Source organism: Hwanghaeella sp. LZ110, from assembly GCF_048892525.1.
GTDB lineage: Bacteria > Pseudomonadota > Alphaproteobacteria > UBA8366 > Aestuariispiraceae > Pacificispira.
The window spans coordinates 1-22,519 of record NZ_JBLZHT010000002.1 but is presented as its reverse complement, the minus strand read 5'-3'; the positions used below and the strand labels follow the sequence as shown (position 1 = coordinate 22,519).

General features: G+C 56.3%; 17 protein-coding genes and 1 pseudogene. 13 read left to right on the top strand and 5 right to left on the bottom strand.

Annotation, left to right across the window (positions count from 1 at the left end):
* Nucleotides 1-22 precede the first annotated feature (22 nt).
* The gene (locus ACOSDM_RS03735) at nt 23-793 is read left to right on the top strand and encodes a CbtA family protein (protein ID WP_420723145.1); all 771 of its coding nucleotides are present in this window, start codon (nt 23-25) and stop codon (nt 791-793) included.
* Nucleotides 794-1,049: 256 nt separating this feature from the next.
* On the opposite strand, the gene ACOSDM_RS03730 is transcribed toward ACOSDM_RS03735, so the two are convergent.
* Together ACOSDM_RS03730 and lpdA are read right to left on the bottom strand one after the other, a co-directional pair.
* Nucleotides 1,050-1,955 (bottom strand): DMT family transporter, encoded by a 906-nt coding sequence (locus tag ACOSDM_RS03730; RefSeq protein ID WP_420723144.1) that lies wholly within the window; start codon nt 1,953-1,955, stop codon nt 1,050-1,052.
* Nucleotides 1,956-1,980: 25 nt separating this feature from the next.
* The gene (lpdA, locus tag ACOSDM_RS03725; protein WP_420723143.1) at nt 1,981-3,384 is read right to left on the bottom strand and encodes a dihydrolipoyl dehydrogenase; all 1,404 of its coding nucleotides are present in this window, start codon (nt 3,382-3,384) and stop codon (nt 1,981-1,983) included.
* 219 nt (nt 3,385-3,603) lie between these two features.
* Here lpdA and ACOSDM_RS03720 point away from each other — a divergent pair, with 219 nt between their 5' ends.
* The 3 genes from ACOSDM_RS03720 to ACOSDM_RS03710 all read left to right on the top strand — a co-directional run bounded on the left by ACOSDM_RS03720 (nt 3,604) and on the right by ACOSDM_RS03710 (nt 5,603).
* Nucleotides 3,604-3,888, top strand: a complete 285-nt coding sequence (locus ACOSDM_RS03720) for a hypothetical protein (protein WP_420723142.1) — start codon at nt 3,604-3,606, stop codon at nt 3,886-3,888.
* Between the two features lie 114 nt (nt 3,889-4,002).
* On the top strand, nt 4,003-4,704 hold the full coding sequence (locus ACOSDM_RS03715; protein WP_420723141.1) for a GntR family transcriptional regulator: 702 nt from the start codon (nt 4,003-4,005) through the stop codon (nt 4,702-4,704).
* On the top strand, nt 4,701-5,603 hold the full coding sequence (locus tag ACOSDM_RS03710) for a polysaccharide deacetylase family protein (RefSeq protein WP_420723140.1): 903 nt from the start codon (nt 4,701-4,703) through the stop codon (nt 5,601-5,603). The genes ACOSDM_RS03715 and ACOSDM_RS03710 overlap by 4 nt, the downstream gene beginning before the upstream one ends.
* Here ACOSDM_RS03710 and cbiB read toward each other — a convergent pair.
* Nucleotides 5,587-6,630 (bottom strand): adenosylcobinamide-phosphate synthase CbiB, encoded by a 1,044-nt coding sequence (gene cbiB / locus ACOSDM_RS03705; RefSeq protein ID WP_420723139.1) that lies wholly within the window; start codon nt 6,628-6,630, stop codon nt 5,587-5,589. The genes ACOSDM_RS03710 and cbiB overlap by 17 nt on opposite strands.
* A gap of 12 nt (nt 6,631-6,642) precedes the next feature.
* Nucleotides 6,643-7,902 (bottom strand): EAL domain-containing protein, encoded by a 1,260-nt coding sequence (locus ACOSDM_RS03700; protein ID WP_420723138.1) that lies wholly within the window; start codon nt 7,900-7,902, stop codon nt 6,643-6,645.
* A 232-nt stretch (nt 7,903-8,134) separates the two neighbouring features.
* Here ACOSDM_RS03700 and ACOSDM_RS03695 point away from each other — a divergent pair, with 232 nt between their 5' ends.
* From ACOSDM_RS03695 to fdhF, 9 genes and pseudogenes are all read left to right on the top strand, one after another.
* Nucleotides 8,135-10,396, top strand: coding sequence for an NADP-dependent malic enzyme (locus tag ACOSDM_RS03695; protein WP_420723137.1), 2,262 nt, complete (start codon nt 8,135-8,137; stop codon nt 10,394-10,396).
* Between the two features lie 575 nt (nt 10,397-10,971).
* Nucleotides 10,972-11,754 (top strand): annotated as a pseudogene (locus tag ACOSDM_RS03690) (sensor histidine kinase); the annotation flags it as partial.
* A gap of 280 nt (nt 11,755-12,034) precedes the next feature.
* Nucleotides 12,035-13,069 (top strand): substrate-binding domain-containing protein, encoded by a 1,035-nt coding sequence (locus ACOSDM_RS03685; RefSeq protein ID WP_420723136.1) that lies wholly within the window; start codon nt 12,035-12,037, stop codon nt 13,067-13,069.
* A gap of 121 nt (nt 13,070-13,190) precedes the next feature.
* Nucleotides 13,191-14,570, top strand: a complete 1,380-nt coding sequence (gene pstC, locus ACOSDM_RS03680) for a phosphate ABC transporter permease subunit PstC (protein WP_420723135.1) — start codon at nt 13,191-13,193, stop codon at nt 14,568-14,570.
* Nucleotides 14,571-14,584: 14 nt separating this feature from the next.
* Nucleotides 14,585-15,862 carry a phosphate ABC transporter permease PstA gene (gene pstA, locus ACOSDM_RS03675; RefSeq protein WP_420723134.1) on the top strand — a complete coding sequence of 426 codons (1,278 nt, stop codon included), beginning with the start codon at nt 14,585-14,587 and terminating at the stop codon, nt 15,860-15,862.
* 107 nt (nt 15,863-15,969) lie between these two features.
* Nucleotides 15,970-16,716: a phosphate ABC transporter ATP-binding protein PstB gene (gene pstB / locus ACOSDM_RS03670; RefSeq protein WP_420723634.1), complete on the top strand. Its 747-nt coding sequence runs from the start codon at nt 15,970-15,972 to the stop codon at nt 16,714-16,716.
* Nucleotides 16,717-16,788: 72 nt separating this feature from the next.
* Nucleotides 16,789-17,562, top strand: coding sequence for a phosphate signaling complex protein PhoU (gene phoU, locus ACOSDM_RS03665; protein WP_420723133.1), 774 nt, complete (start codon nt 16,789-16,791; stop codon nt 17,560-17,562).
* Between the two features lie 37 nt (nt 17,563-17,599).
* Nucleotides 17,600-18,289, top strand: a complete 690-nt coding sequence (phoB, locus tag ACOSDM_RS03660) for a phosphate regulon transcriptional regulator PhoB (protein ID WP_420723633.1) — start codon at nt 17,600-17,602, stop codon at nt 18,287-18,289.
* Between the two features lie 127 nt (nt 18,290-18,416).
* Nucleotides 18,417-21,200: a formate dehydrogenase subunit alpha gene (gene fdhF, locus ACOSDM_RS03655; RefSeq protein ID WP_420723132.1), complete on the top strand. Its 2,784-nt coding sequence runs from the start codon at nt 18,417-18,419 to the stop codon at nt 21,198-21,200.
* Nucleotides 21,201-22,150: 950 nt separating this feature from the next.
* Here fdhF and ACOSDM_RS03650 read toward each other — a convergent pair.
* Nucleotides 22,151-22,519 (bottom strand): IS30 family transposase (locus tag ACOSDM_RS03650; protein WP_420723131.1); only part of this gene is annotated, 369 nt, incomplete at its 5' end.

The window sequence follows — 22,519 nt, the reverse complement described above, 5'->3', positions numbered from 1 at the left end:
CCGCGCATTTGGGGATATGTCCATGTTCAAAAAGCTTTTCGGGGCGGCCTTTGCCGCCGGTATCGTTGCTGGTCTGTTGATCACCGGCATTCAGGAAGTCACCACAACGCCGCTTATTCTGCATGCGGAAGAATATGAAAATGGCGGGCATGATCATGCTGCCAGCCTTAAGTCGGATTATGTGATTATTCAGACCAAACTGTTTTCAACCCGCCCGTCTGCCGGGTCAGAGACGCTGTTCCTGGCCCACAGCAACAGTGGGACAGAAGGTCATGATCATGAGGACGAGGCATGGGCACCAGAGGATGGCCTGGAACGGACCGTCTTTACATTGGGTGCAAATATTACGATGGGAATCGCCTTTGCCCTGATGCTGACGGCCGCCTTTGCTGTGCATGGCGGGGAAATGTCGGGCCGTCGCGGCGTCCTGTGGGCGATGGGCGGTTTTGCCATGTTCACATTGGGCCCGAATTTGGGATTGCCGCCAGAGGTCCCGGGCAGCATGGCCGCTGAACTGGGGGCCCGCCAGATGTGGTGGCTGGGTTGCGCCGCGGCGACCGGGATCGGACTGTGCCTGATGGTGTTCGGGCGCAAGATTGGTTTTGTTGTGCTGGGCATACTGATCCTGATTGCGCCGCATGTCATTGGTGCGCCGCATCCAGAGGAAATCGGGGGTGGGGTGCCGCCGGAACTGGCAGGTCATTTTGCCGCCGCGTCCATCGTGGTTGCGGCCGTTTTCTGGGCCATGCTGGGCTGGCTCAGCGGCACGTTCTACAAGCGGTTTGAGGCTTAAGGCAAATCCCGAGCAGACGAAAGTCTGCGACGACGCGTTTGCTATAAAAGCAAGAAGCCGGCGCATTTTGTGTGCGCTCATGCGGACGCATGATGCGCTGGCGCAAACCCCGAGCAGACGAAAGTCTGCGACGACGCGTTTGCTATAAAAATAAGAAGCCAGTGCATTTTGTGTGCGCTCATGCGGACGCATGATGCGCTGGCGCAAACCCCGAGCAGACGAAAGTCTGCGACGACGCGTTTGCGTAAAATGATGTCTAAAGCAGGTTCTGTTCAGCGGGGTCTATCTGTTTGTTCAGGCGGTTTTCGCGCCAGGCAATGAAGATCCCGCTGGCAGTGACCATGCCACAGCCGATCCAGGTGGTCAGGGTCGGGAAATCCTGAAAAACGTAATAGCCCACAATGGTGGATGTCACCATTTCCAGATAGGGCATTGGGGCCATCGCGGATGCTTCCAGCCGATCCGCCGCCCAGACGATCAGGCCATGGCCCAGCGTCAGGATCGCCCCCATAATGCCGATCATGCCCCATTGGCGGGGTGTGAAGGGCTGATAGACGGGGATCACCACCACAGACATCACCAGAACGCCGATGAACCCCATCCACATCATTGTGACCATCGGGGGATTCTGCCCAGCGATTTTGCGCGTCACCAGCAGATAACCGGCAAAGCAGGCAGCCGTCGCCAGCGCATACAGGGATCCGGTTTGAAATGAGTCCGCGCCGGGCCGCACGATCAGCAGCATGCCCAGAAAGCCAACCACCACGCCGGACCATCGCCAGATCCCGACACGTTCTTTCAGCACCAGTCCGGACAGGGCGGTGACCAATAGGGGCGCAACAAACAGGGTGGCCGTCATGGTCGGCAGGGGGATGGTCAGCAGCCCGGTGAAGAAGAACATTGTCGCCGTGACCAGCAGCAACGCCCGAATCACCTGACCCCAAAATTGCTTGGGTCGCAGGGCGGCGCGTCCATACAAAATCAGCACCAGCGGTGTCATGATGGCGGCATGGGCGACCCAACGGCCCCATCCGATCTGCAGGGGCGAAAGGCCTTCCGCTCCCATCATTTTACCCAATGCGTCCGCCAGGGGCAGCATCAAGAAGCCCATCCCAGCGATCAAAAACGCTAAGGACAGGCGGGGGCCTGGCACGGTTACCATTATTGTGACCCTAAGTGATGGCGCATTACATGTGGATCGGGCGGTTATCCACGGCCATGGCGGCCTCTTTCACAGCCTCCGAATAGGTTGGATGGGCGTGGCAGGTCCGCGCGATATCTTCTGCTGAGCCACCAAATTCGATGATGGTCACGATCTCGTGGATGATATCGCCGGCACCCGGCCCGATGATATGGGCACCCAGAACCTTATCGGTTTCCGCATCGGCCAGGATTTTAACAAACCCTTCCGTTGCATCATTCGCCTTGCCCCGTGAATTGGCGGAGAAGGGGAATTTCCCGACCTTATAGGCACGCCCTTCTTTTTTCAGGCGTTCCTCGCTGGCCCCGACATCGGCGACTTCCGGCCAGGTATAAATCACGCCTGGAATGGCGTCGTAATTGATATGGGGTTTTTGCCCAACCAGCATTTCCGCCACGACAACGCCTTCATCTTCGGCCTTATGGGCCAGCATCTGGCCGGGGATACAGTCGCCGATTGCATAGATGCCATCGACATTGGTCTTGTAATGCGCATCGACCTGAATGACGCCGCGCTTATCGCGCTCGACCCCCAATTCGTCCAGGCCCAGCCCATCCGTATAGGGCCGGCGACCGATGCACAGCAGAACCTTGTCGCAGGTCATTTTCTCAGCGTCGCCGCCATCGGCGGGTTCCATGGTTAGTTCAACGCCGGATTTCACCTTTTTCGCGCCGGTGACTTTGGTCTTCATCTTAAAATCCAGACCCTGCTTTTTAAGGATGCGCTGGAAGTTTTTCGAGACCTCGCCATCCATGGTTGGTGTGATGCGGTCCAAGAATTCAATTACCGTGACATCTGCCCCCAGGCGCTTCCAGACAGAGCCCAGCTCCAGCCCAATGACACCGCCGCCGATCACGACCAGATGCTTGGGCACTGCCTCAAACTCCAGGGCGCCAGTGGAGGTCACGATGGATTTCTCATCCACCTCAATCCCCGGAAGGGGGGTGGATTCCGACCCGGTGGCGATCAGGATGTTTTTTGTGGAAAGCGTCTTGCCCTTATCGTCGCCTTCGGTGACAGAGACCCTACCCGGCTCGTCGATATGACCGCGCCCCTTGATATAGTCGACCTTGTTTTTCTTGAACAGAAACTCAATGCCCTTGGTCAGGTCGCCCACGATCTTGGATTTGCGCGCCATCATCGCCTTCAGGTCCAGCTTGGGGCTGACCACGATGCCATGATTGGCAAAGGAATGCTGGGCTTCATGATAAAATTCGGACGATTGCAGCATGGCCTTTGAGGGGATGCAGCCGACATTCAGGCAGGTACCACCCAGGCTGCCGCGCATTTCCACACAGGCAACCTTCAGGCCCAGCTGCGCCGCACGAATAGCCGCCACATAGCCGCCCGGCCCGCCGCCAATCACCACCAGATCATATGTATCAGCCATCGTCTAAACCCTCATATCTGTCGTTGTCTAATCATCGTGCGGACAGTGCCCCAAAGACACGCGCTGGGCAAGTGTGGCGGGCATTTATGAGGGCCCGATATGACGGGGTGTGTGCAAAATCAGTCGACTGGCTTTTGACACCGCCATAATTCAGCCCCACATATCCCTTATGAACTCGGGCTTTGATCAAACTGTGTGACTTGTTGAAAGGAAACGCTTATGCGCCGTCTCATTCTCGCTTCTGCTGTGGCCGCCCTGGTTGGGGGAACGGCTGTGTCGGGCGTCGCCTGGGCAGAGGAAAATAAAAGTCCGGAATCCCTGGCCGCTGAGGGATTGCAACAGGTCATGCGGGCGATGGAAATGTTCATCTCGAACATCCCACTCTACGAAGCACCGGAAGTTCTTCCCAATGGCGATATCATCATCCGGCGGGTTCAGCCCGATGACGAGCCGCAGGGAAAGGATACGCAGAAACAGGACGACAGCACGATCAAGGATATCTAAAGATCGTGGCTGTGGCCCCTTAAGGCGAAAAATCCTGTAAATTCTGTTGCGATGCGGGGGCGTCGCTCGCACACTGTGATCACATTCATGGATTACAGCCTGACAGGCGCGCGCATGGCATCAGACGACCCATTTCCCCCGGACACGATCCCAACGGCAACCTTGCAAGAGCGGGTCTATCGCGAATTGCGTGAAGCCATTATGCTGGGTCAGTTTCATCCAGGCGATGCGATGACGATCCGGGGGCTGGCGGAAAAGCTGGGGACCAGCATGATGCCCGCAAGAGAGGCTTTGCGCCGACTGGTGGCGGAACGGGCACTGACCTTGCTGCCCAATCGACGGGTTGCCGTGCCTCGTATGACGCCGGAAACTTTTCGGGAATTGACAGAGGCGCGTGTCGCGCTGGAAGTTCTGGCGGCCCGGCGGGCCTTTCCCGCCACGGATCATGCGCTGGCAGACCGTCTGGCGGCGATCAATACCCAGCAGGATGAGGCGATTGCCGCCGGGGATTGGGCCGGATACCAGGAACGCAATCGCGCTTTTCATTTTGCCCTTTATGCCTGTGCGCCGGCGCAGGTTTTGATGCCCCTGATCGAAAGCCTGTGGCTTCAGATCGGCCCATTTCTGTATCTGACGCGGGAAAGCCTGGGCACGACCTATCTGGACGACCGTCATGAAGAGGCGATCACCGCGATTAAGGACCGGGACGAGAATGGTCTTGCCCTGGCGATTGAACAGGATATCCGGGACGGGATGGGCGGATTGCCCGCCCTGTTGGCAAACCGGGTTCCCCCACCGTCAGGGGGGCCAGAATGACCCAAGCCAAGCGCGATCTGGTCGGCTATGGCCGCACCCCCCCTGAGGCAAAATGGCCTAAGGATGCCCGCATCGCCGTTAATTTCTGCCTGAATTATGAGGAAGGGGCGGAGCGGCATATCGACCATGGCGATGGCCAATCTGAGAGCATTCTGCATGAAGTCGGCGGGGATGCCCGCATCGGGGATCGCGATCTGAATTCGGAAAGCATGTATGAATATGGGTCCAGGGCTGGATTCTGGCGGGTGATGAGATGTCTTGAGGATCGCGGGCTGAATTTCACCATCAATGCGGTGGGCCAAGCCCTGACACTAAACCCGGATGCGGCCCAGGCGATTGCTGACAGTGGGGCTGATATTCATGCCCATGGCTGGCGCTGGATCGATTATGCCGATATGCCGGAAGATCAGGAACGCAGCCATATCCGACAGACTGTTGCGGAAATTGAACGGCTGACAGGGCGCCCCCCGGTGGGGTGGTATACCGGGCGGCCCAGTCTGAACACCCGCCGTCTGGTAGTCGAAGCAGGTGGGTTTTTGTATGATTCCGATTCCTATTCAGATGATTTGCCCTATTGGTGCTATGACTATGGGCGGCCGCATCTGATCCTGCCCTACAGCATTGATACCAATGACAGCCGGTTTTTCCGCACCAGCGGCTTTGTGACCGGGGATGATTTCTTTCAGTATAACCGTGATGCTTTCGATGTGCTGTATGCGGAAGGGGGGCGGATGCTGACCATCGGACTGCATGCCCGGTTGATCGGGCGTCCGGGGCGGATTGGTGGATTAATGCGATTGCTGGATCATATGATGGCGAAAGACGATGTCTGGATCGCACGGCGGGAAGACATCGCCCGGCACTGGATCGCCACACACCCTCCTAAAGCAGGGCGATAATACCGCCGCACAGGATCGCAAACCACAGCAGCAGGTTGGCGACAATATAAAGCGCCCGAGACCTATCGATATCGCGGGGTTCCAGCCGGGCGCGGCCATCCCCGATCCAGACCCCGACGACTTCACCGCCCGGATAGGTGCGCGGGCCCCCCAATGCGATATTCAGCGCCCCGGCGAAAGCGCCTTCGGGCCAGCCGCCATTGGGGGATTTGTGCTTTTTGGCATCGCGCAGCATGGTTTTTACCGCGCTGATGGGATAGCTGGTCGGCGTGAAACAAGCGGCCAGACAGACCAGCGCGCCACTGATCCGGGCGGGCAGCCAATTGGCCAGATCGTCCAGTTTGGCGGCGGTAAAGCCAAAGGATCGGTATTTCGTGGTCTTATAGGCGATCATGCTGTCTAGGGTATTGATCGCCTTATAGGCAAACAGGCCGGGCAGGCCGAATATCAGATAAAAGAAGATCGGCGCGACAACCCCATCGCTGAAATTCTCCGACAGGGATTCAATCGCAGACCGGGCGACGCCATGTCGGTCCAGGCTTTTGGGGTCGCGGCTGACAATATGGGCGATGGCGCGGCGGCCGCCTTCCAGCCCATCAACGCGCAGGCCGGTGCCAACCCGTCGCACATGGTCGTGCAGGCTGCGCGCGGCCAACAGGATGGAAACCACCAGGGCCTCGACTATCCAGCCCCAATGGACACTGCCCAGCAATCGATCCAAGCCAAAGCCGATGGCGGTGCAGCCCCCAACAACCAATAGAACCGTCACCGCCCCGCGGGCCAGCCGGTCCTTTTCCCCCCGGTCGGGGCGGTTCAGGCGACGATCCAGGAAAGCAATCGGTTTGCCGATCAAGACGACGGGATGAGGGATACGGCGATACAGCCAGCGGGGATCTCCGACAATGGCGTCTATCAACAGGGCCAGCGCCAGGATCAGGGCCAGCGGTGGACTTGCGGGCAGGGCACCAAAGAAAGTGTCGGCCCCATCCGAAATGGTGGCCCCAATCGTGGGCAGTATCGTCTCCATGTAACGCGGTCCCTATCGACGGACGGCGCGCGGTGATGGCGGATTTCTGGTGCGTGCGATTTGTTGCAGCACCGCATCCAGATAGCGCCCCTGGAACATGGTTATGCCCATGGACTGCCCGGTTCGGATCATCGCCTCGTTGTCACAGCGTGACAGGATGACCCGGCCTTTGCCGACACGCTCCACCTGTTGTGCGATGGCCGCGCGTATGTCTGGATTGCCACCGGAGTCGAATACGCTGTCTGACGACAGTTTCACCAGATCCACTTCCATATATTGGCGATCAATAAAGCGGATCAGGTCGGGGGTGATGCCATCCAGGCAGATACGGTATCCCTTTTCACGCACGAAATCCCGGGCAAAGACAAAGGCGGAATAGTCCGACAAAATATCCAGCAATTGCAATTCAACCACCAATGTCCCTCGGCTGCCCATGCGCAGGCTGGAATCAAATTCCAGGAATTCCGGGGCCAGAAGCGTGCCGACATTGACGTTGATGGAAAAGGACGAATGCAGCGAACTGTCATCGGCCCGCGCCAGCATCTTCAGAACCCGACGATCCAATGTCTGGGTCAGATGCTGGAAAAGCCACCGGTTTGAAGACAGGTTCACGTCGGGCAGAACAGTTTTTGCCAGATCGAAAATGGAAATGAACAATTCATTGAAAATGGGTTTTGGTGGGGATTCTTTGTGGACGACACTGACCGCTTGGCGCCGAAACACGCTGGACAGGTCTGCGCGTTCCAGAAATTCTTCCAGGCGACCCAACTGCTCCGGCTTTAGCGGGCGACGTGCATCTTCAAAGGTTTCGCCTGTCTGTTCCGCCATCTGCTGCAGGCGTTTCTGGCGGGCGCGTTCTTCTTCGAAGACACGTTCGCACAATTCCATGAATTTGGCATATTGCCCTTCAATATTATACAGCGTGGCAAAGCGGCCATGGCCTTCCCCATCGGAATCAGCCTGGGTCAATGGGTCTTCGCTGAACAGATAGCGCATGCGCATGACGGCATCATCCATCTGTTGCAGGTTTGCGCCCTTCACAACGAAAATCAGGTCACCATTGCCCAACAGGAAGGACTGACCCTCAAAGGTCTGGACAAAGTCATCCAGAGTGTTCATTGCGATGCGAATATGATGCTCGCGCCGGTTCTGGGGCTTCAGCCGCGACAAATGGACATGCACGCCCCGGCGACCGTCGCGATGACGTTCCAGTCGCTGAGCATAATCGAGAAGCAGATATTCCTGGCTGGCCGTATTCGGCTGCTGTGCCATTGGTCGTCTCACCCCTTTTCGTTATCAGTTATTTACAGAAACACTGAATTTTGTATCCAGGTCACAATAAATTAACCGAATAGAACCGCATGGGCGATAGATTATGCACATAATTATGTCAAGAAAAGCAGAGAACGGAAAAACTGTCATATCCTGAACCATATGCTAACTCTAGGATCGACAGAATCAGGAGTGCCGAGATGGCGGTATAGAGGAAGGCTATGAGGACATAATGGCTGACAGTAAAATAACAGAAGAGGAAGCGCTGCAATTTCATGCTCAGGGGCGCCCCGGTAAAATAGAGCTAACACCAACCAAACCACTGACAACACAGCGTGATTTGTCACTGGCCTATTCGCCGGGCGTGGCTGTGCCCTGTTTGCGCATCGAAGCGGATCCAAACCTGGCTTATGATTACACAGCGAAGGGAAATCTGGTTGCCGTGATATCCAATGGCACCGCCGTGTTGGGCCTTGGCAATATCGGCGCGCTGGCCTCCAAGCCGGTGATGGAAGGCAAGGCCGTCCTGTTCAAGCGCTTTGCCGATGTGGATTCTATTGATCTGGAAGTCTCTACCGAGGATGTGGATGAATTCGTCAACTGCGTCCGGTTCTTAGGGGCAACATTTGGCGGCATTAATCTTGAAGACATCAAGGCGCCGGAATGTTTCATCATCGAACAGCGCCTGCGCGAATTGATGGATATTCCCGTCTTTCATGATGACCAGCATGGCACGGCAATCATCGCGGCGGCGGGGCTGATCAACGCCCTGCATCTGACCGGTCGGTCGATTGCGGATATCCGTCTGGTCGTGAACGGTGCCGGTGCGGCGGCGATTGCCTGCACGGAACTGGTTAAGGCGATGGGGGTTGCCCCGAACAATGTCATCCTGTGTGATTCCAAAGGCGTGATTTATCAGGGCCGCGAGGCTGGTATGAATCAGTGGAAATCTGCTCATGCTGCGATTACCGACGCCCGCACGCTGGAAGACGCCCTGGATGGGGCGGATGTATTCTTCGGCCTGTCGGTGAAAGGCGCGGTTACACCCCAGATGGTCGCCCGAATGGCCGAAAAGCCGATTATTTTTGCTATGGCCAACCCGGATCCTGAAATCACTCCGGACGAGGTGAAATCCGTGCGGTCCGATGCAATCATGGCGACCGGTCGATCCGACTATCCCAATCAGGTGAACAATGTTCTGGGCTTTCCCTATATCTTTCGCGGGGCCCTGGATGTGCGGGCGTCAACCATCAATGACGATATGAAAATCGCTGCTGCCCAGGCGATTGCTGAATTGGCCCGGGAAGATGTGCCCGACGAGGTTGCCAATGCTTATGGTGGGCAGGCGCTGCAATATGGGTCGGAATATATCATTCCCGTTCCCTTTGACCCCAGATTGATCGTTGCGGTGCCAATGGCTGTGGCCGAAGCGGCGATGGCCTCTGGTGTCGCCCGACATCCGATCATGGATATGGAAACCTATCGGCGGGACCTGAAGGCGCGGCTGGATCCAACGGCGAATATGCTGCATTTCATTTTCGAACGGGTGAAACAAAATCAGCGCCGGGTCTGTTTCGCCGAAGGGGAAGATCCTCGGGTCATTCGTGCCGCCGCCCTGTTCCGGAGTGCGGGCTATGGTATTCCCGTCCTGATTGGGCGCGAAGATCGTATTCGGGAAACGGCGCGGGAAGTCGGGCTGGATTCCTCTATTGAATTTGAAATCCACAATGCCCGGATCAGCTTAGACAATGAACTCTATACCGACCACTTGTATCAAAAGGTTCAGCGCAAAGGGATGTTGTATCGCGACTGTCAGCGTTTGGTGAATCAGGATCGCAATGTGTTTGCAGCCTGTATGTTGGCAAATGGGGCAGTGGATGCCGTGGTGACCGGCGCAACGCGTGCTTATAATGTCGCCTATGATGGTATCCGCCAGGTCATTGATACGGCACCGGGTGCGATTGCGATGGGATTGACGATCATGATCTCTCGCGGTCGGACGATTTTTATTGCAGATACAGCGGTTAATGAATTACCCGATGGAAAGATCTTGGCCGAGATCGCGAAAGAGGCTGCGGCCTATGCCCGCCGATTGGGGCACGAGCCCCGGGTAGGCATGCTGTATGCCTCTAACTTCGGCAATCCGGAACGCCCTGGCGGTCAGCGCGTCCGGGATGCAGTGGCCATTCTAAACCAGCAGAGTCCGGATTTTGAGTTTGAAGGGGAATTGTCCCCCAATGTCGCCCTGGATTATGACCTTATGAAGCGGCTGTATCCGTTCAGCCGTTTGACCGGCGCGGCCAATGTTCTGGTCATGCCAGGGATCAATTCCGCCCATGTGGCAACCCGCATGCTGCAAAGCCTGGGTGGCGGCACCATGATCGGACCGCTGTTGATCGGGTTACAGCATCCGGTACAAATCGCCCAGATGGGGGCCAGTGTCAGTGATATCGTCTCCCTGGCCGCTCTGGCCGCCCATGATGCGATTGTGTGACGGTGATGTCGGGATCCTGGCTCAGATCAATATTCCTGGCGTCGGCGCCGGCGCTGTTGATTCTGGCGATCCTTCATTATCAGGAATCCCTGTCGACCGGGATCGTGCTGCTGTTGGTTCTGGCCGTTTTGTTTGGTGCATCCATTGCCGTTCGGCGTCGGCTTTCTGCGGAAGAAGTGGTGATGCGGCGGCTGAACCGGCTGACGGCAGAGGCCCAGACTCAGTTGGACGCCCTCAGTTACAAGGCCGCCGTGGCCGATCGCATCATCGCATCGCTGCCGCACCCGATTTTCTTTCTGGATCGGGAACGCAGGGTGGTGCGGGCCAATACGGTTGCGCGTGTCTTGGTGGACAGCGATCTGATTGGGCGCGATATTGCGGATGGCCTGCGGGATCCGACCCTGTTGTCGGCGATTGATCGGGTGATCGATGGACAGGGCTCTCAGACTGTCGAATTGGTATTGCCGGTTCCGGTGGAGACGGAATTTATCGTACGGGTGGAACCTGTGGACCCTCCACCCGGCACACCGCCCGGTCGGGATGCCCCGGTCGTTCTGATCGATATGCAGGATATCACCGCCCTGCGCCGGTCAGAGCGGATGCGCGTCGATTTCGTCGCCAATGTCAGTCATGAACTCAGAACGCCGCTGACCAGCCTGACCGGGTTTATCGAAACATTGCGTGGCCCCGCCCGCGACGATGCCGTGGCACGGGATCACTTTCTGGCCATCATGCAGGAACAGTCAGAGCGGATGTTCCGGTTGATTTCAGATCTTCTGAGCCTGTCGCGAATTGAACTGGAAGAACACAGCCGCCCGCAGGAGCAGGTCAATATTCCCGATCTGTTGAGGCGGCTGATCGAGCTATTGTCACAAAAGGCGGAAAAGGTTTCTGTAAAGATCATCACCGACTGGCCGGATGACCTGCCCCCGGTGCGTGGCGATTCCGATCAGTTGTTTCAGGTTTTCCAGAACCTGCTGGATAACGCCCTTAAATATGGCGCGAAGGGCGATGCGGTCACGATTACGGCAAAGCTGAATGAACGGCGGCGCCTGGTTGTGGAAATCACGGACCAGGGCGCCGGGATCCCGCCAGAACACCTGCCGCGCCTGACCGAACGGTTTTACCGCGTGGATGCCGCGCGATCACGAGAGCTTGGCGGCACCGGCCTGGGCCTTGCTATCGTAAAACATATTTTGAACCGTCATCGGGGCCGATTGACTGTGACAAGTAAAGTTGGAAAGGGCAGCACGTTTGGCGTGATCTTGCCGGTTGCTGCAACAACGCAAGGCGCTACGACGCGCCCCAAGAATGCCTTTATCTCAGATAGTAAGGCCGGGACTCCTGATACGATTTGACACATAATCATCTATACAAATTTTCGTTTGAGTCACAAAACTGTCTCGTCACCATCACAAAACGGAAAGCAGAAACCCCTAGAAGTCTCCTCAACGTCTTCTAGGGCGCGCTATGTTCGTACTGTGCGATCATGGAGCGCCTGATTGAAGGTGGAAATTTTTGGGTTGGGGTCTGATCCCCGTTGGGGGAATTCCTTCCGGGCCGGCCATCCACAAAAGACATGCATCTGAAGACGGACTTATCCACTAAAACTTCGACTTTCCAAAATGGAGCGAAATAATGAGCAGACTTTCACTGACGCTTGCGGCTGTAGCCGTAGGGTCCATGGCCTTCGCCGGTGCCGCCCAGGCACGCGACCAGATCCGCATCGTCGGGTCGTCCACGGTTTTCCCATACACCCAGGCTGTTTCTGAAGAATATTCTTCAAAGACCGGTAACACCGCTCCTGTCGTAGAATCGACCGGAACCGGCGGCGGCATGAAGATTTTCTGTGGCGGCGTTGGCGTTGACCATCCGGATATCACCGGTGCATCCCGTGCGATGAAAGAGTCTGAATACAAGCTGTGCGTCGAGAATGGCGTCACCAACATCACTGAAGCTCTGATCGGTTATGACGGTCTGTCCATTGCGACGTCTCGCAGCGGTGCCGACCTGTCCTTCAGCCAGAAAGAAATCTTCCTGGCGTTGGCCGCAGAAGTACCAGTTGACGGCAAATGGGTCGCCAATCCTTACAAAATGTGGAACGAAATCAACCCGGACTTCCCGGCTGTTGAAATCCAGGTTCTGGGCCCGCCACCGACCTCTGGCACCCGCGACGCCTTCGTTGAACTGGCAATGGAAGTTGGCTGTGAAGCTCTGCCGGAACATGACGCCCTGTCCAAGGATGATGCCAAGCAGAAATGCGCCCGCATGCGTCAGGATGGCCCGTTCATCGAAGCTGGTGAAAACGACAACCTGATCGTTCAGCGTCTGGAAGCCGATCCGAACGCATTGGGCATTTTCGGTTACTCGTTCCTGTATGAAAACCTGGATAAGCTGAAAGGCGTTCAGATTAACAATGTAAGCCCTGGTTTTGACACCATCGGTGATGGCAGCTACCCGCTGTCACGTCCGTTGTTCTTCTATGTCAAGAACGATCACCGTGGTGTAATCCCCGGCCTGAATGAATTCCTTGCAGAGTATGTCAGTGACTCCGCTATGGGCCCAGGTGGTTACCTGCACGAGCGTGGCCTGGTTGCCCTGTCTGATGATGAGCGCGCGAAGCTCGTCAAGACTGTTAAAGAAGGCGGGATGATGACCCGTTACGGTTCCTAAGACCGTCTGAAGGACTCCGCCGTGTCGCATACTTTGTGGCACGGCGGATCTTTGCTGGATTAAACCTAATTTCTTTGTGACCTTTCCGGCCAACCTGGCCGGGCTTTAAGAGGATTTCTCCATGTTTGGGACGTCTGCACTTGCTATCCTGGTATTAGCAATTCTTGGCTATGTCCTTGCCAGAAGCTTCGCGACGCGAAAGGCTTCTGTCGAAGGGGTCAGGCTGAACTCACTTCCATCCTATTATGGTGTTTACGTCGCTCTTTGGACCGGCGTCCCGGCCTTTCTGCTGATCCTGGTCTGGGTCGCGGTTCAGGACACTGTGCTGGATAGTCTGGTTATGTCCAGTTTCCCGGCGGCAATGCTGAATGATTTGACGGAAGGGGCGCGCCAATTGCTGATAAGCGAAGTTCGCTCTATCGCATCCGGGCGCGTTTTTGGCACGCCTGCGCCCGAAACACTGGCCGCCGCAGATCGTTTGATTGCCTGGCAGTCAATGGCGAATTGGTCAATGGTAGTGGTCGGCTGTGCGCTGGCCGCCCTGGGCCTGGGCTATACGCGGTCTCAGTTGTCGGCAGATTTCCGGGCGCGCACACGGGTCGAAAGCTTTATGTCCGTGACAATGATCGCCTGTTCGGTCTTTGCCATTCTGGTGACGCTCGGCATCGTTTTCTCCCTGTTGTTTGAAAGCTTTCGCTTCTTTCAGCTGGTTCCATGGTATGACTTTTTCTTCGGGTTAAGCTGGGAACCGCAGATCGCCATGCGAGAAGACCAGGTTGCCGGTGCCGGTGCATTTGGTGCAGTGCCCGTTTTTGTCGGAACGATCCTGATTTCTGCCCTGGCAATGGTCGTGGCTGTACCGGTCGGTCTTTTAAGTGCGATCTATATGGCGGAATATGCCTCTCCGAAATTTCGGGATGTGGTTAAGCCGATCCTGGAAATTCTGGCGGGTATTCCGACGGTTGTTTATGGCTTCTTTGCGGTGCTGACGGTCGCCCCGGCAATGCGTCAGTTCGGGGCCATGTTGGGCATGGATATCGCACCCAACAGCGCCTTGGCTGCCGGTGCGGTCATGGGTGTCATGATTATCCCGTTCGTATCCTCCTTGTCTGATGATGCCTTGCGTGCGGTGCCTCAAAGCATGCGCGAGGGCTCCTATGGACTGGGCGCCACAAAGGCGGAAACAATTACCGCCGTATTGATCCCGGCCGCGTTGCCTGGGATTGTCGGGGGTATTTTGCTGGCGGTCAGTCGCGCCATTGGTGAAACGATGATCGTTGTGATGGCGGCAGGCCTGATTGCGTCGCTGACCGTCAATCCTTTCGAGGCAGTGACGACCGTAACGGTGCAGATTGTCACTCTGTTGATCGGCGATACCGAATTTGACAGCCCGAAGACACTAGCAGCCTTTGCGCTGGGCCTTGTGCTGTTCGTCGCGACCCTGTGCCTGAATGTGGTGGCGCTGCGGATCGTTCAAAAATACCGTGAAAAATACGATTGATCAGGAGCGACATTATGTCCGTGACGACCGTCCAACCATTGCCTGAGGATCAGGCAAAGAAGAATATCCAGCGGCGCAAGTCGAAGAATATCCGGCTTCAAATTTATGGCCTGTCAGCCATTGGAACCGCTGTTCTTTTGCTGGGAATCTTATTCAGTTCACTGCTTTACACGGGGGCTTCGGCTTTTACTCAGACGCATCTGACATTTGATGTGAAAATTGATCCTAATCTTGTTAAGGAAGATGACATCTTCGGCAGTAATTTCCGGGGTATCGTTCGCTCGGGTCTTTACAGCCTGTTTCCAGAAGTAACGAATCCCCGGGATCAGCGTCAATTGGGGGATATTCCTTCAAACGGGGCGCAATTCACGTTGCGAGACAGGGTTGTCGAAGATCCCAGCTTGATCGGTCAGACTGTTTCAATCACGGTCCCGGTGTCAGATGCCTTTGACCAATTCTATAAGGGTGTTATCCCCCGTGATGTGCCAGAAGATCAGCGCAAGGTCTCCAACAAGCAAATCGTGTGGTGGGATCAACTGGTAGATAACGGGCAAGTCTCCAAGCCATTCAACTGGACCCTGCTGTTTTCTGCCGACAGCCGCTTTCCCGAATTGGCTGGGTTGTCCGGTGCGATTGTAGGGTCCTTCTATGCCCTGCTGGTTTGTTTCCTGATCAGTTTCCCGGTTGGGATTGCAGCAGCGGTCTATCTGGAGGAGTTTGCCCCGAAAAACCGCTGGACTGATCTGATTGAAGTGAACATCAACAATCTTGCTGCCGTACCATCTGTCGTGTTCGGTTTGTTGGGTCTTGCGGTATTCCTTCAGTTCTTTGGTCTGCCGCGCTCTGCGCCTCTGGTCGGTGGGATGGTTTTGTCGCTAATGACACTGCCTACGATCATTATTACCACGCGGGCGGCGCTGAAGGCGGTGCCTCCCTCGATCCGTGAAGGCGGTTTTGGGATTGGCGCCTCGCACCAGCAAGTGGTCATGCATCATGTTTTGCCTTTAGCCATGCCAGGTATCCTGACCGGGACGATTATCGGTCTGGCCCAGGCCTTGGGCGAAACCGCGCCATTGCTGCTGATTGGCATGAACGCCTTCATTACCTCTGCGCCGGGTGGAATAATGGACTCGGCAACAGCGCTTCCAACACAGATATTTATCTGGGCAGACAGCCCTGAGCGGGGGTTTGTTGCCCGCACATCGGCAGCCATTCTGGTTCTGATCGGGTTTCTGGTCGTTATGAACCTAATCGCCGTCGTTCTTCGTCAACGCTTCCAACGTAAGTGGTAGGATCCATGTCTTCAGAATCAATTGAACCAACAGCCTTCGACCATGCCAAGGATTCAAGCAAGGTGACCGTCTCGGCATCCCCCAGCACAGGCACGGGCAATGCGAAAATGAAGGGCCGCAAGGTCACCGTTTTCTATGGTGAAAAGCAGGCGCTGTTTGATGTTGATATCGACATCATGGAAAACGAAGTAACTGCCCTGATCGGCCCGTCCGGTTGCGGTAAGTCGACTTTCCTGCGCTGCCTGAACCGGATGAACGATGTCGTCGATATTTGTCGCGTCCATGGTGAGATCATCATGGATGGCAAGGATATCTATGATCGGGATGTTGATGTCGTGCATCTTCGCGCCCGCGTCGGCATGGTGTTCCAGAAGCCCAATCCTTTCCCCAAGTCGATCTATGAGAACGTGGCTTATGGGCCGCGCATTCATGGCCTGACTCGCAACAAGTCGGAACTGGACGAGATTGTTGAAACCTCGTTGCAGAAGGCAGGCCTTTGGAGTGAGGCAAAGGATCGCCTGAACCAGCCGGGCACCGGACTTTCTGGTGGTCAGCAGCAGCGTCTGTGTATTGCCCGTGCAATCGCCGTCGCCCCGGAAGTCATTCTGATGGATGAACCCTGTTCGGCGCTGGATCCGATTGCGACTGCAAAGATCGAGGATCTGATTCACGAATTGCGCGAAAACTACACCATCGCCATTGTGACCCATTCCATGCAGCAGGCGGCACGCGTGTCACAAAAGACAGCGTTCTTCCATTTGGGGAATCTTGTGGAATATGGTGAAACAGAACAGATTTTCACCAATCCCAAGGAAGAGCGGACGCAAGGTTATATCACCGGACGGTTTGGCTGATTTTTTCCGAATCCTGATATACTGGGTCTCCTGCGGGGCTCGCCCGGCACCTGATAGAAAGAGTGATGTATCATGTCGAATGTCTCCGAAGGTCATATTCATGCAGAATATGACAATGAATTTAAAAAACTGACCAAGCTGTTGGCCCGGATGGGTGGACTTGCGGAAAGTCAGTTGGCCAACGCCCTGATCGCGATTGAAAAACGCGACAATAAGCTGGCGATGGCCGTGAAGGACGGGGATAAGGAAATCGATGCGCTGGAGCACGAGATCGAAAGTCTGGTCGTGCGGATGTTGGCCCTGCGCCAGCCGATGGCCAATGATCTGCGCTATGTTGTATCCACCCTGCGCACGTCTTCGGACATTGAACGGATCGGCGATTACGCAAAGAACATCGCCAAACGTGCCATGGCCCTGAACCAGCTTCCGGCAGAGCCCTTGTTGCGGGGCGTGCTGCGCATCGGTCGCCCGGTTCAAGCCATGTTGAAAGACGTTATGGACGCCCATCTGCAAGGCGACACGGCCAAAGCCATTGAAGTGTGGGAGGCCGATGAAGAGGTTGATGCCCTATACACCAGCCTGTTTCGTGAATTGCTGACCTATATGATGGAAGACCCTCGGCATATCACGCCCTGCACCCACTTGCTGTTTATCGCAAAGAATCTGGAGCGAATTGGCGATCACGCGACCAATATCGCTGAAATCATCCATTTCCAGGTGGAAGGTGTGTCCCTGGGCGATCGCCGCCCGAAGGCGGATGCCTCTAACTATGAAGTCATGCAGCCAGAGGATGACTCAGATGACGACGATGAAGACGATAACGACGGGCCAACGGGCAATGTCTGATGTGCGCGATCAAGTCTCGGTGAAATCAATGGGCGGTATGAAGCCCAAAGTATTGATTGTCGAAGACGAAACCGCAGTGGTGACGCTGCTGCGCTATAACCTGGAATATCAAGGCTTTGAGGTCGATGCCGTTTCCGATGGCGAAGAGGCCCTGGTCGCGATTGAGGAAAATCCACCCGATATCGTGCTGTTGGACTGGATGCTGCCGCAATTGTCCGGCATTGAAGTATGCCGCCAGCTGCGTCGCCGTCCGGCCACCAAGACCCTGCCGATCATCCTGTTGACGGCGCGGGGCGAGGAAGCCGATACCGTGCGCGGCCTGGATTCTGGTGCGGATGATTATGTCACCAAGCCGTTCTCCCCCGCGGAATTGACGGCCCGGGTGCATGCCTTGCTGCGCCGTTCTCGCCCGGCCTTGTCGGATGAGGCCTTGAATGCTGCGGATGTTCAGATGGATCTGGCAGCCCACCGCGTTCATCGCAATGGCCGCGAAATCAAGCTGGGCCCGACGGAGTACCGCCTGCTGCGTCATTTCATGGAGCATCCGGGTCGGGTCTTCAGCCGTGAACAACTGCTGGACGCGGTTTGGGGTCGTGATGTCTATGTCGAATTGCGCACTGTTGATGTGCATATCCGTCGCCTGCGCAAGGCCCTGAATGAAGGTGGGGAGACCGATGTGATCCGCACCGTGCGGTCCGCCGGCTATGCTTTGGAACTGCAAAGCTGACAACTTGACGCTCTTTTCTCGCTGAACGGCGCAAATTGGCTATAATTCCAGGGCGGTATAAGGCATTGTGCCTCCCGACCCTGGAACCAGCCTGTCCTCTGTGATACAGAGGGTAAAAGGATTTGCGATGCCCGACACAGCCTTGAAAACCATCACCTTTTCTCTTGATGGACGCGATGTGACCGCGTTTCCTGGCGAAAGCATTTGGCAGGTCGCCAAACGTGAAGGCACAACAATTCCGCATCTGTGCTGGCAGCCGGAACCAGGCTATCGTGCTGATGGCAATTGTCGTGCTTGTATGGTGGAGATTGAGGGCGAACGGACCCTGGCGGCCTCCTGTATCCGCACGCCCAGTGAAGGCATGGTCGTTAAATCCGCCTCTGATCGCGCCAAGGCGTCCCGGGATATGGTGTTCGAACTGTTATTGGCCGATCAGCCCGCGCGGGAAGTCGCCCATGAAACAGACAGCAAGTTCTGGACATGGATGGACAAAATGGATGTCGAAACATCCCGTTTTCCTCAGCGCGCGACGCCTGAAACGGATGCCAGTCATGCGGCAATGCGGGTCAATCTTGATGCCTGTATCCATTGCAATCTGTGTGTTCGCGCCTGTCGGGAAGTTCAGATCAATGATGTGATCGGCATGGCCTATCGCGGGCACGGGGCCAAGATCGTGTTTGATTTTGATGATCCGATGGGCCAATCGACCTGTGTCGCCTGTGGTGAATGTGTTCAGGCCTGCCCGACCGGGGCGTTGATGCCCGCCACTAAGGTCGATGAAAGTCAGGTCTATGTCGGTGCAGCGGACTCGATTGTAGACTCTGTCTGCCCCTTCTGTGGCGTCGGCTGTCAGACGGAAATCCATGTTAAAGACAATAAAATCGTTGAAGTACGCGGCAAGAATGGGCCAGCCAATGAACAGCGCCTGTGCGTCAAGGGGCGGTTTGGGATGGATTATTCCAGCCATGCCGGACGCCTGACCAAGCCCTTGATCCGCAAAAAGGATGCGGAAAAGCGGTGGGACATTGAAATCGATCCAATGAATCCGCTGACGCATTTCCGGGAAGCCACCTGGGAAGAAGCAATCGAAGTCGCGGTTTCGGGCCTGCGCAAGATCCGCGATGACAAGGGCGGTGATGCCCTGGCCGGATTTGGCTCTGCAAAAGGATCGAATGAAGAGGCCTATCTGTTCCAGAAGCTGGTGCGGACCGGGTTTGAAACCAACAATGTCGATCACTGCACCCGTCTGTGTCATGCATCCTCTGTCGCGGCCCTGATGGAAGGGGTGAATTCCGGCGCTGTGACGGCACCCTTTACCGCCGCGAAAGATGCCGATTGCATGATCGTGATTGGCGCACGTCCTGCCCAGAATCACCCCGTTGCGGCGACATTTTTGAAGCAAGCGGTAAAGCGCGGTGCCAAAATGATTGTACTGGACCCACGGGGTCAGGATTTGGCGCGCCACGCCTGGAAGCATCTGCAATTCACGCCAGGCCGCGATGTGCCGCTGTTGAATGCGATGATCCATACCATCATCTACGAAAATCTGGTGGACGAGCAGTTCATTCAGGCGCGGGTGGAAAACTATCAGGCCGTGAAAGAGAATGTGCGGCCATTCTCGCCAGAAGAAATGGCGCCGATTTGTGGCATTGATGCTGAAACCATTCGGGAGGTTGCGCGCGTCTATGCGCGGTCGGAAAAATCGATCATTTTCTGGGGGATGGGTGTTTCCCAGCATGTGCATGGTACCGACAATGCCCGCTGCCTGATCACCCTGGCTGCCATTACCGGCCAGATCGGTCGGCCCGGTACCGGGCTGCACCCGCTGCGCGGTCAGAATAATGTTCAAGGCGCGTCCGATGCCGGCCTGATTCCCATGGTATTCCCCGACTATAAATCTGTCGAAAACCCCGAAATTCGGGAAATGTACGAAAAATTCTGGGGCCAGAGCCTGGACCCCAATCGCGGCCTGACCGTGGTTGAAATCGTCGACGCGATTCTGGCTGGCAGCATTAACGGCATGTATATCATGGGCGAAAATCCGGCCATGTCGGACCCTGATACCCGTCATGCCCGTCAGGCCCTGGCGGAATTGGACCATCTGGTCGTGCAGGACATCTTCCTGACCGAAACCTGTTATCATGCGGATGTGATTTTCCCCGCCTCTGCCCTGGCTGAAAAATGGGGTACCTTCACCAATACCAATCGACAGGTTCAAATCGGTCGGCCCGCCCTGACCCCGCCGGGGGACGCGCGTCAGGACTGGGAATTGATTCAGGCCATTGCCCAGGGATTGGGGCTGAACTGGAACTACAGCCATCCGAAAGAGGTCTTTGCGGAAATGGGGCGGATTATGCAGTCCTTTAACGGCATTACCTGGGACCGGTTGGAAAATGAAGGGGCGGTCACCTATCCCTGTGACGATGAAACGACACCCGGACACGAGATTATTTTCGCAGAATCCTTCCCCACAGCGAATGGTCGCGTGAAATTGACCCCAACTGATCTGGTGCCACCATCAGAATTGCCGGATGTGGACTATCCGATGGTGCTGACTACGGGACGATTGCTGGAACATTGGCATACGGGTGCGATGACAAGACGCGCCACGGTGCTGGATATTCTTGAGCCGGAAGCCGTCGCCCATCTGCATCCCAGATGGCTGGCGAAGCATGGCGTGAAACCCGGTGATATGGTCGCCGTTCACACCAGACGCGGCGCGGTCAAGGTAAAGGCGCGGGCGGATCGCGACGTCACAGAAGACATGGTCTTCATGCCGTTCTGTTTTGCCGAAGGGCCGGCCAATATGCTGACAAACCCGCAATTGGATCCGTTTGGTAAAATTCCAGAATTCAAATTCTGCGCCGCCCGTGTCGCCCCCCTGGTTCAAGTGTCAGAGGCAGCAGAATAGGGCCACAGGCACCAAATTCACCTGCCGCCCTGGACCCCGGATCAAGTCCGGGGTGACGAAATTCCCGCAAATACGCACCCTCACCCTGAGGAGCGGGGGAGCCTTCTGTAAGCACCGCGCTTACAGCCCCTCCTTCGAGACGGCGCTATCGCGCCTCCTCAGGATGAGAGTGGGGCGGTTTGGAATTTTATGTGTCAGGCCCCTCTGCGTCCTTTGCGCCTTCTCTGCGCTCTTTGCGATTAATCTTCAAAGGAGGGAACGCTGAGGACGCGAAGACAATCTCTGTACGTCTTACCCGCGAAGGCGGGTATCCAGGGCAGCCCGTTCCTATTTTGCCTGCCGCTCTGGACCCCGGATCAAGTCCGGGGTGACGAAATTCTCATAAATACGCACCCTCACCCTGAGAAGCGGAGCGTCTCGAAGGGGGAAGCACTGCGCTTACAGCCCCTCCTTCGAGACGGCGCTACGCGCCTCCTCAGGATGAGAATGGGGCGGTGGAATTGTGTGTGCCAGGCCGCTCCGCGTCCTTTGCGCCTTCTCTGCGTTCTTTGCGATTACTCTTCAAAGGAGGAGACGCGGAGGGCGCAAAGACAATCTCTGTCTCGTCTTACCCGCGAAGGCCGGTATCCAGGGCAGCCCGTTCCTATTTTGCCTGCCGCCCTGGACCCCGGATCAAGTCCGGGGTGACGAACGCACCCTCACCCTGAGGAGCGGTGCGTCTCGAAGGGGGAGCCCGCTGGAAGCACCGGACTTACAGCCCCTCCTTCGAGACGGCGCTATCGCGCCTCCTCAGGATGAGAATGGGGCGGTTTGGAATTTTATGTGTCAGGCCGCTCCGCGCCCTTTGCGCCTTCTCTGCGTTCTTTGCAGTTAATCTTCCAAAAGGAGGAGACGCGGAGGGCGCAAAGACAATCTCTGTACGTCTTACCCGCGCAGGCGGGTAGGTGGAGTCACGTTTGAAGTGCAACGGTTATTGATCCTTCGTTAAATACCTCGAAGGGGGTTTTGAACCCAAGACATTTTCGGGGCGTTTGGTTTTGGGCGTTTTGGATATCGGCGATATCTGATTGCGTAATTTTGGTGATATCGGTTTTTCGGGCGAGGTGGCGTCTGAGCCGTAGGATGGCGTTTTCGACGCCGCCTTTTTGCCATGGCGAATGCGTGTCGCAGAAGAAGGTTTCGATGCCGAGCGTCTCGTTCAGGCGATGGTGCTGGGCGAACTCGGTGCCGTTGTCGAATGTGACGGAGCGGCGCATGTCGCTGTGGAGGCTCTGGAACCAATCGGTCATCCGCTTGAGGACAGCGCCGGATGCCTTGCC

Excerpts from the sequence above, each read along its gene's own strand:
- ACOSDM_RS03735 (WP_420723145.1), top strand. The coding sequence starts at position 23 with ATGTTCAAAAAGCTTTTCGGGGCGGCCTTTGCCGCCGGTATCGTTGCT.
- ACOSDM_RS03730 (WP_420723144.1), bottom strand. The coding sequence starts at position 1,955 with ATGGTAACCGTGCCAGGCCCCCGCCTGTCCTTAGCGTTTTTGATCGCT.
- lpdA (WP_420723143.1), bottom strand. The coding sequence starts at position 3,384 with ATGGCTGATACATATGATCTGGTGGTGATTGGCGGCGGGCCGGGCGGC.
- ACOSDM_RS03720 (WP_420723142.1), top strand. The coding sequence starts at position 3,604 with ATGCGCCGTCTCATTCTCGCTTCTGCTGTGGCCGCCCTGGTTGGGGGA.
- ACOSDM_RS03715 (WP_420723141.1), top strand. The coding sequence starts at position 4,003 with ATGGCATCAGACGACCCATTTCCCCCGGACACGATCCCAACGGCAACC.
- ACOSDM_RS03710 (WP_420723140.1), top strand. The coding sequence starts at position 4,701 with ATGACCCAAGCCAAGCGCGATCTGGTCGGCTATGGCCGCACCCCCCCT.
- cbiB (WP_420723139.1), bottom strand. The coding sequence starts at position 6,630 with ATGGAGACGATACTGCCCACGATTGGGGCCACCATTTCGGATGGGGCC.
- ACOSDM_RS03700 (WP_420723138.1), bottom strand. The coding sequence starts at position 7,902 with ATGGCACAGCAGCCGAATACGGCCAGCCAGGAATATCTGCTTCTCGAT.
- ACOSDM_RS03695 (WP_420723137.1), top strand. The coding sequence starts at position 8,135 with ATGGCTGACAGTAAAATAACAGAAGAGGAAGCGCTGCAATTTCATGCT.
- ACOSDM_RS03685 (WP_420723136.1), top strand. The coding sequence starts at position 12,035 with ATGAGCAGACTTTCACTGACGCTTGCGGCTGTAGCCGTAGGGTCCATG.
- pstC (WP_420723135.1), top strand. The coding sequence starts at position 13,191 with ATGTTTGGGACGTCTGCACTTGCTATCCTGGTATTAGCAATTCTTGGC.
- pstA (WP_420723134.1), top strand. The coding sequence starts at position 14,585 with ATGTCCGTGACGACCGTCCAACCATTGCCTGAGGATCAGGCAAAGAAG.
- pstB (WP_420723634.1), top strand. The coding sequence starts at position 15,970 with ATGAAGGGCCGCAAGGTCACCGTTTTCTATGGTGAAAAGCAGGCGCTG.
- phoU (WP_420723133.1), top strand. The coding sequence starts at position 16,789 with ATGTCGAATGTCTCCGAAGGTCATATTCATGCAGAATATGACAATGAA.
- phoB (WP_420723633.1), top strand. The coding sequence starts at position 17,600 with ATGAAGCCCAAAGTATTGATTGTCGAAGACGAAACCGCAGTGGTGACG.
- fdhF (WP_420723132.1), top strand. The coding sequence starts at position 18,417 with ATGCCCGACACAGCCTTGAAAACCATCACCTTTTCTCTTGATGGACGC.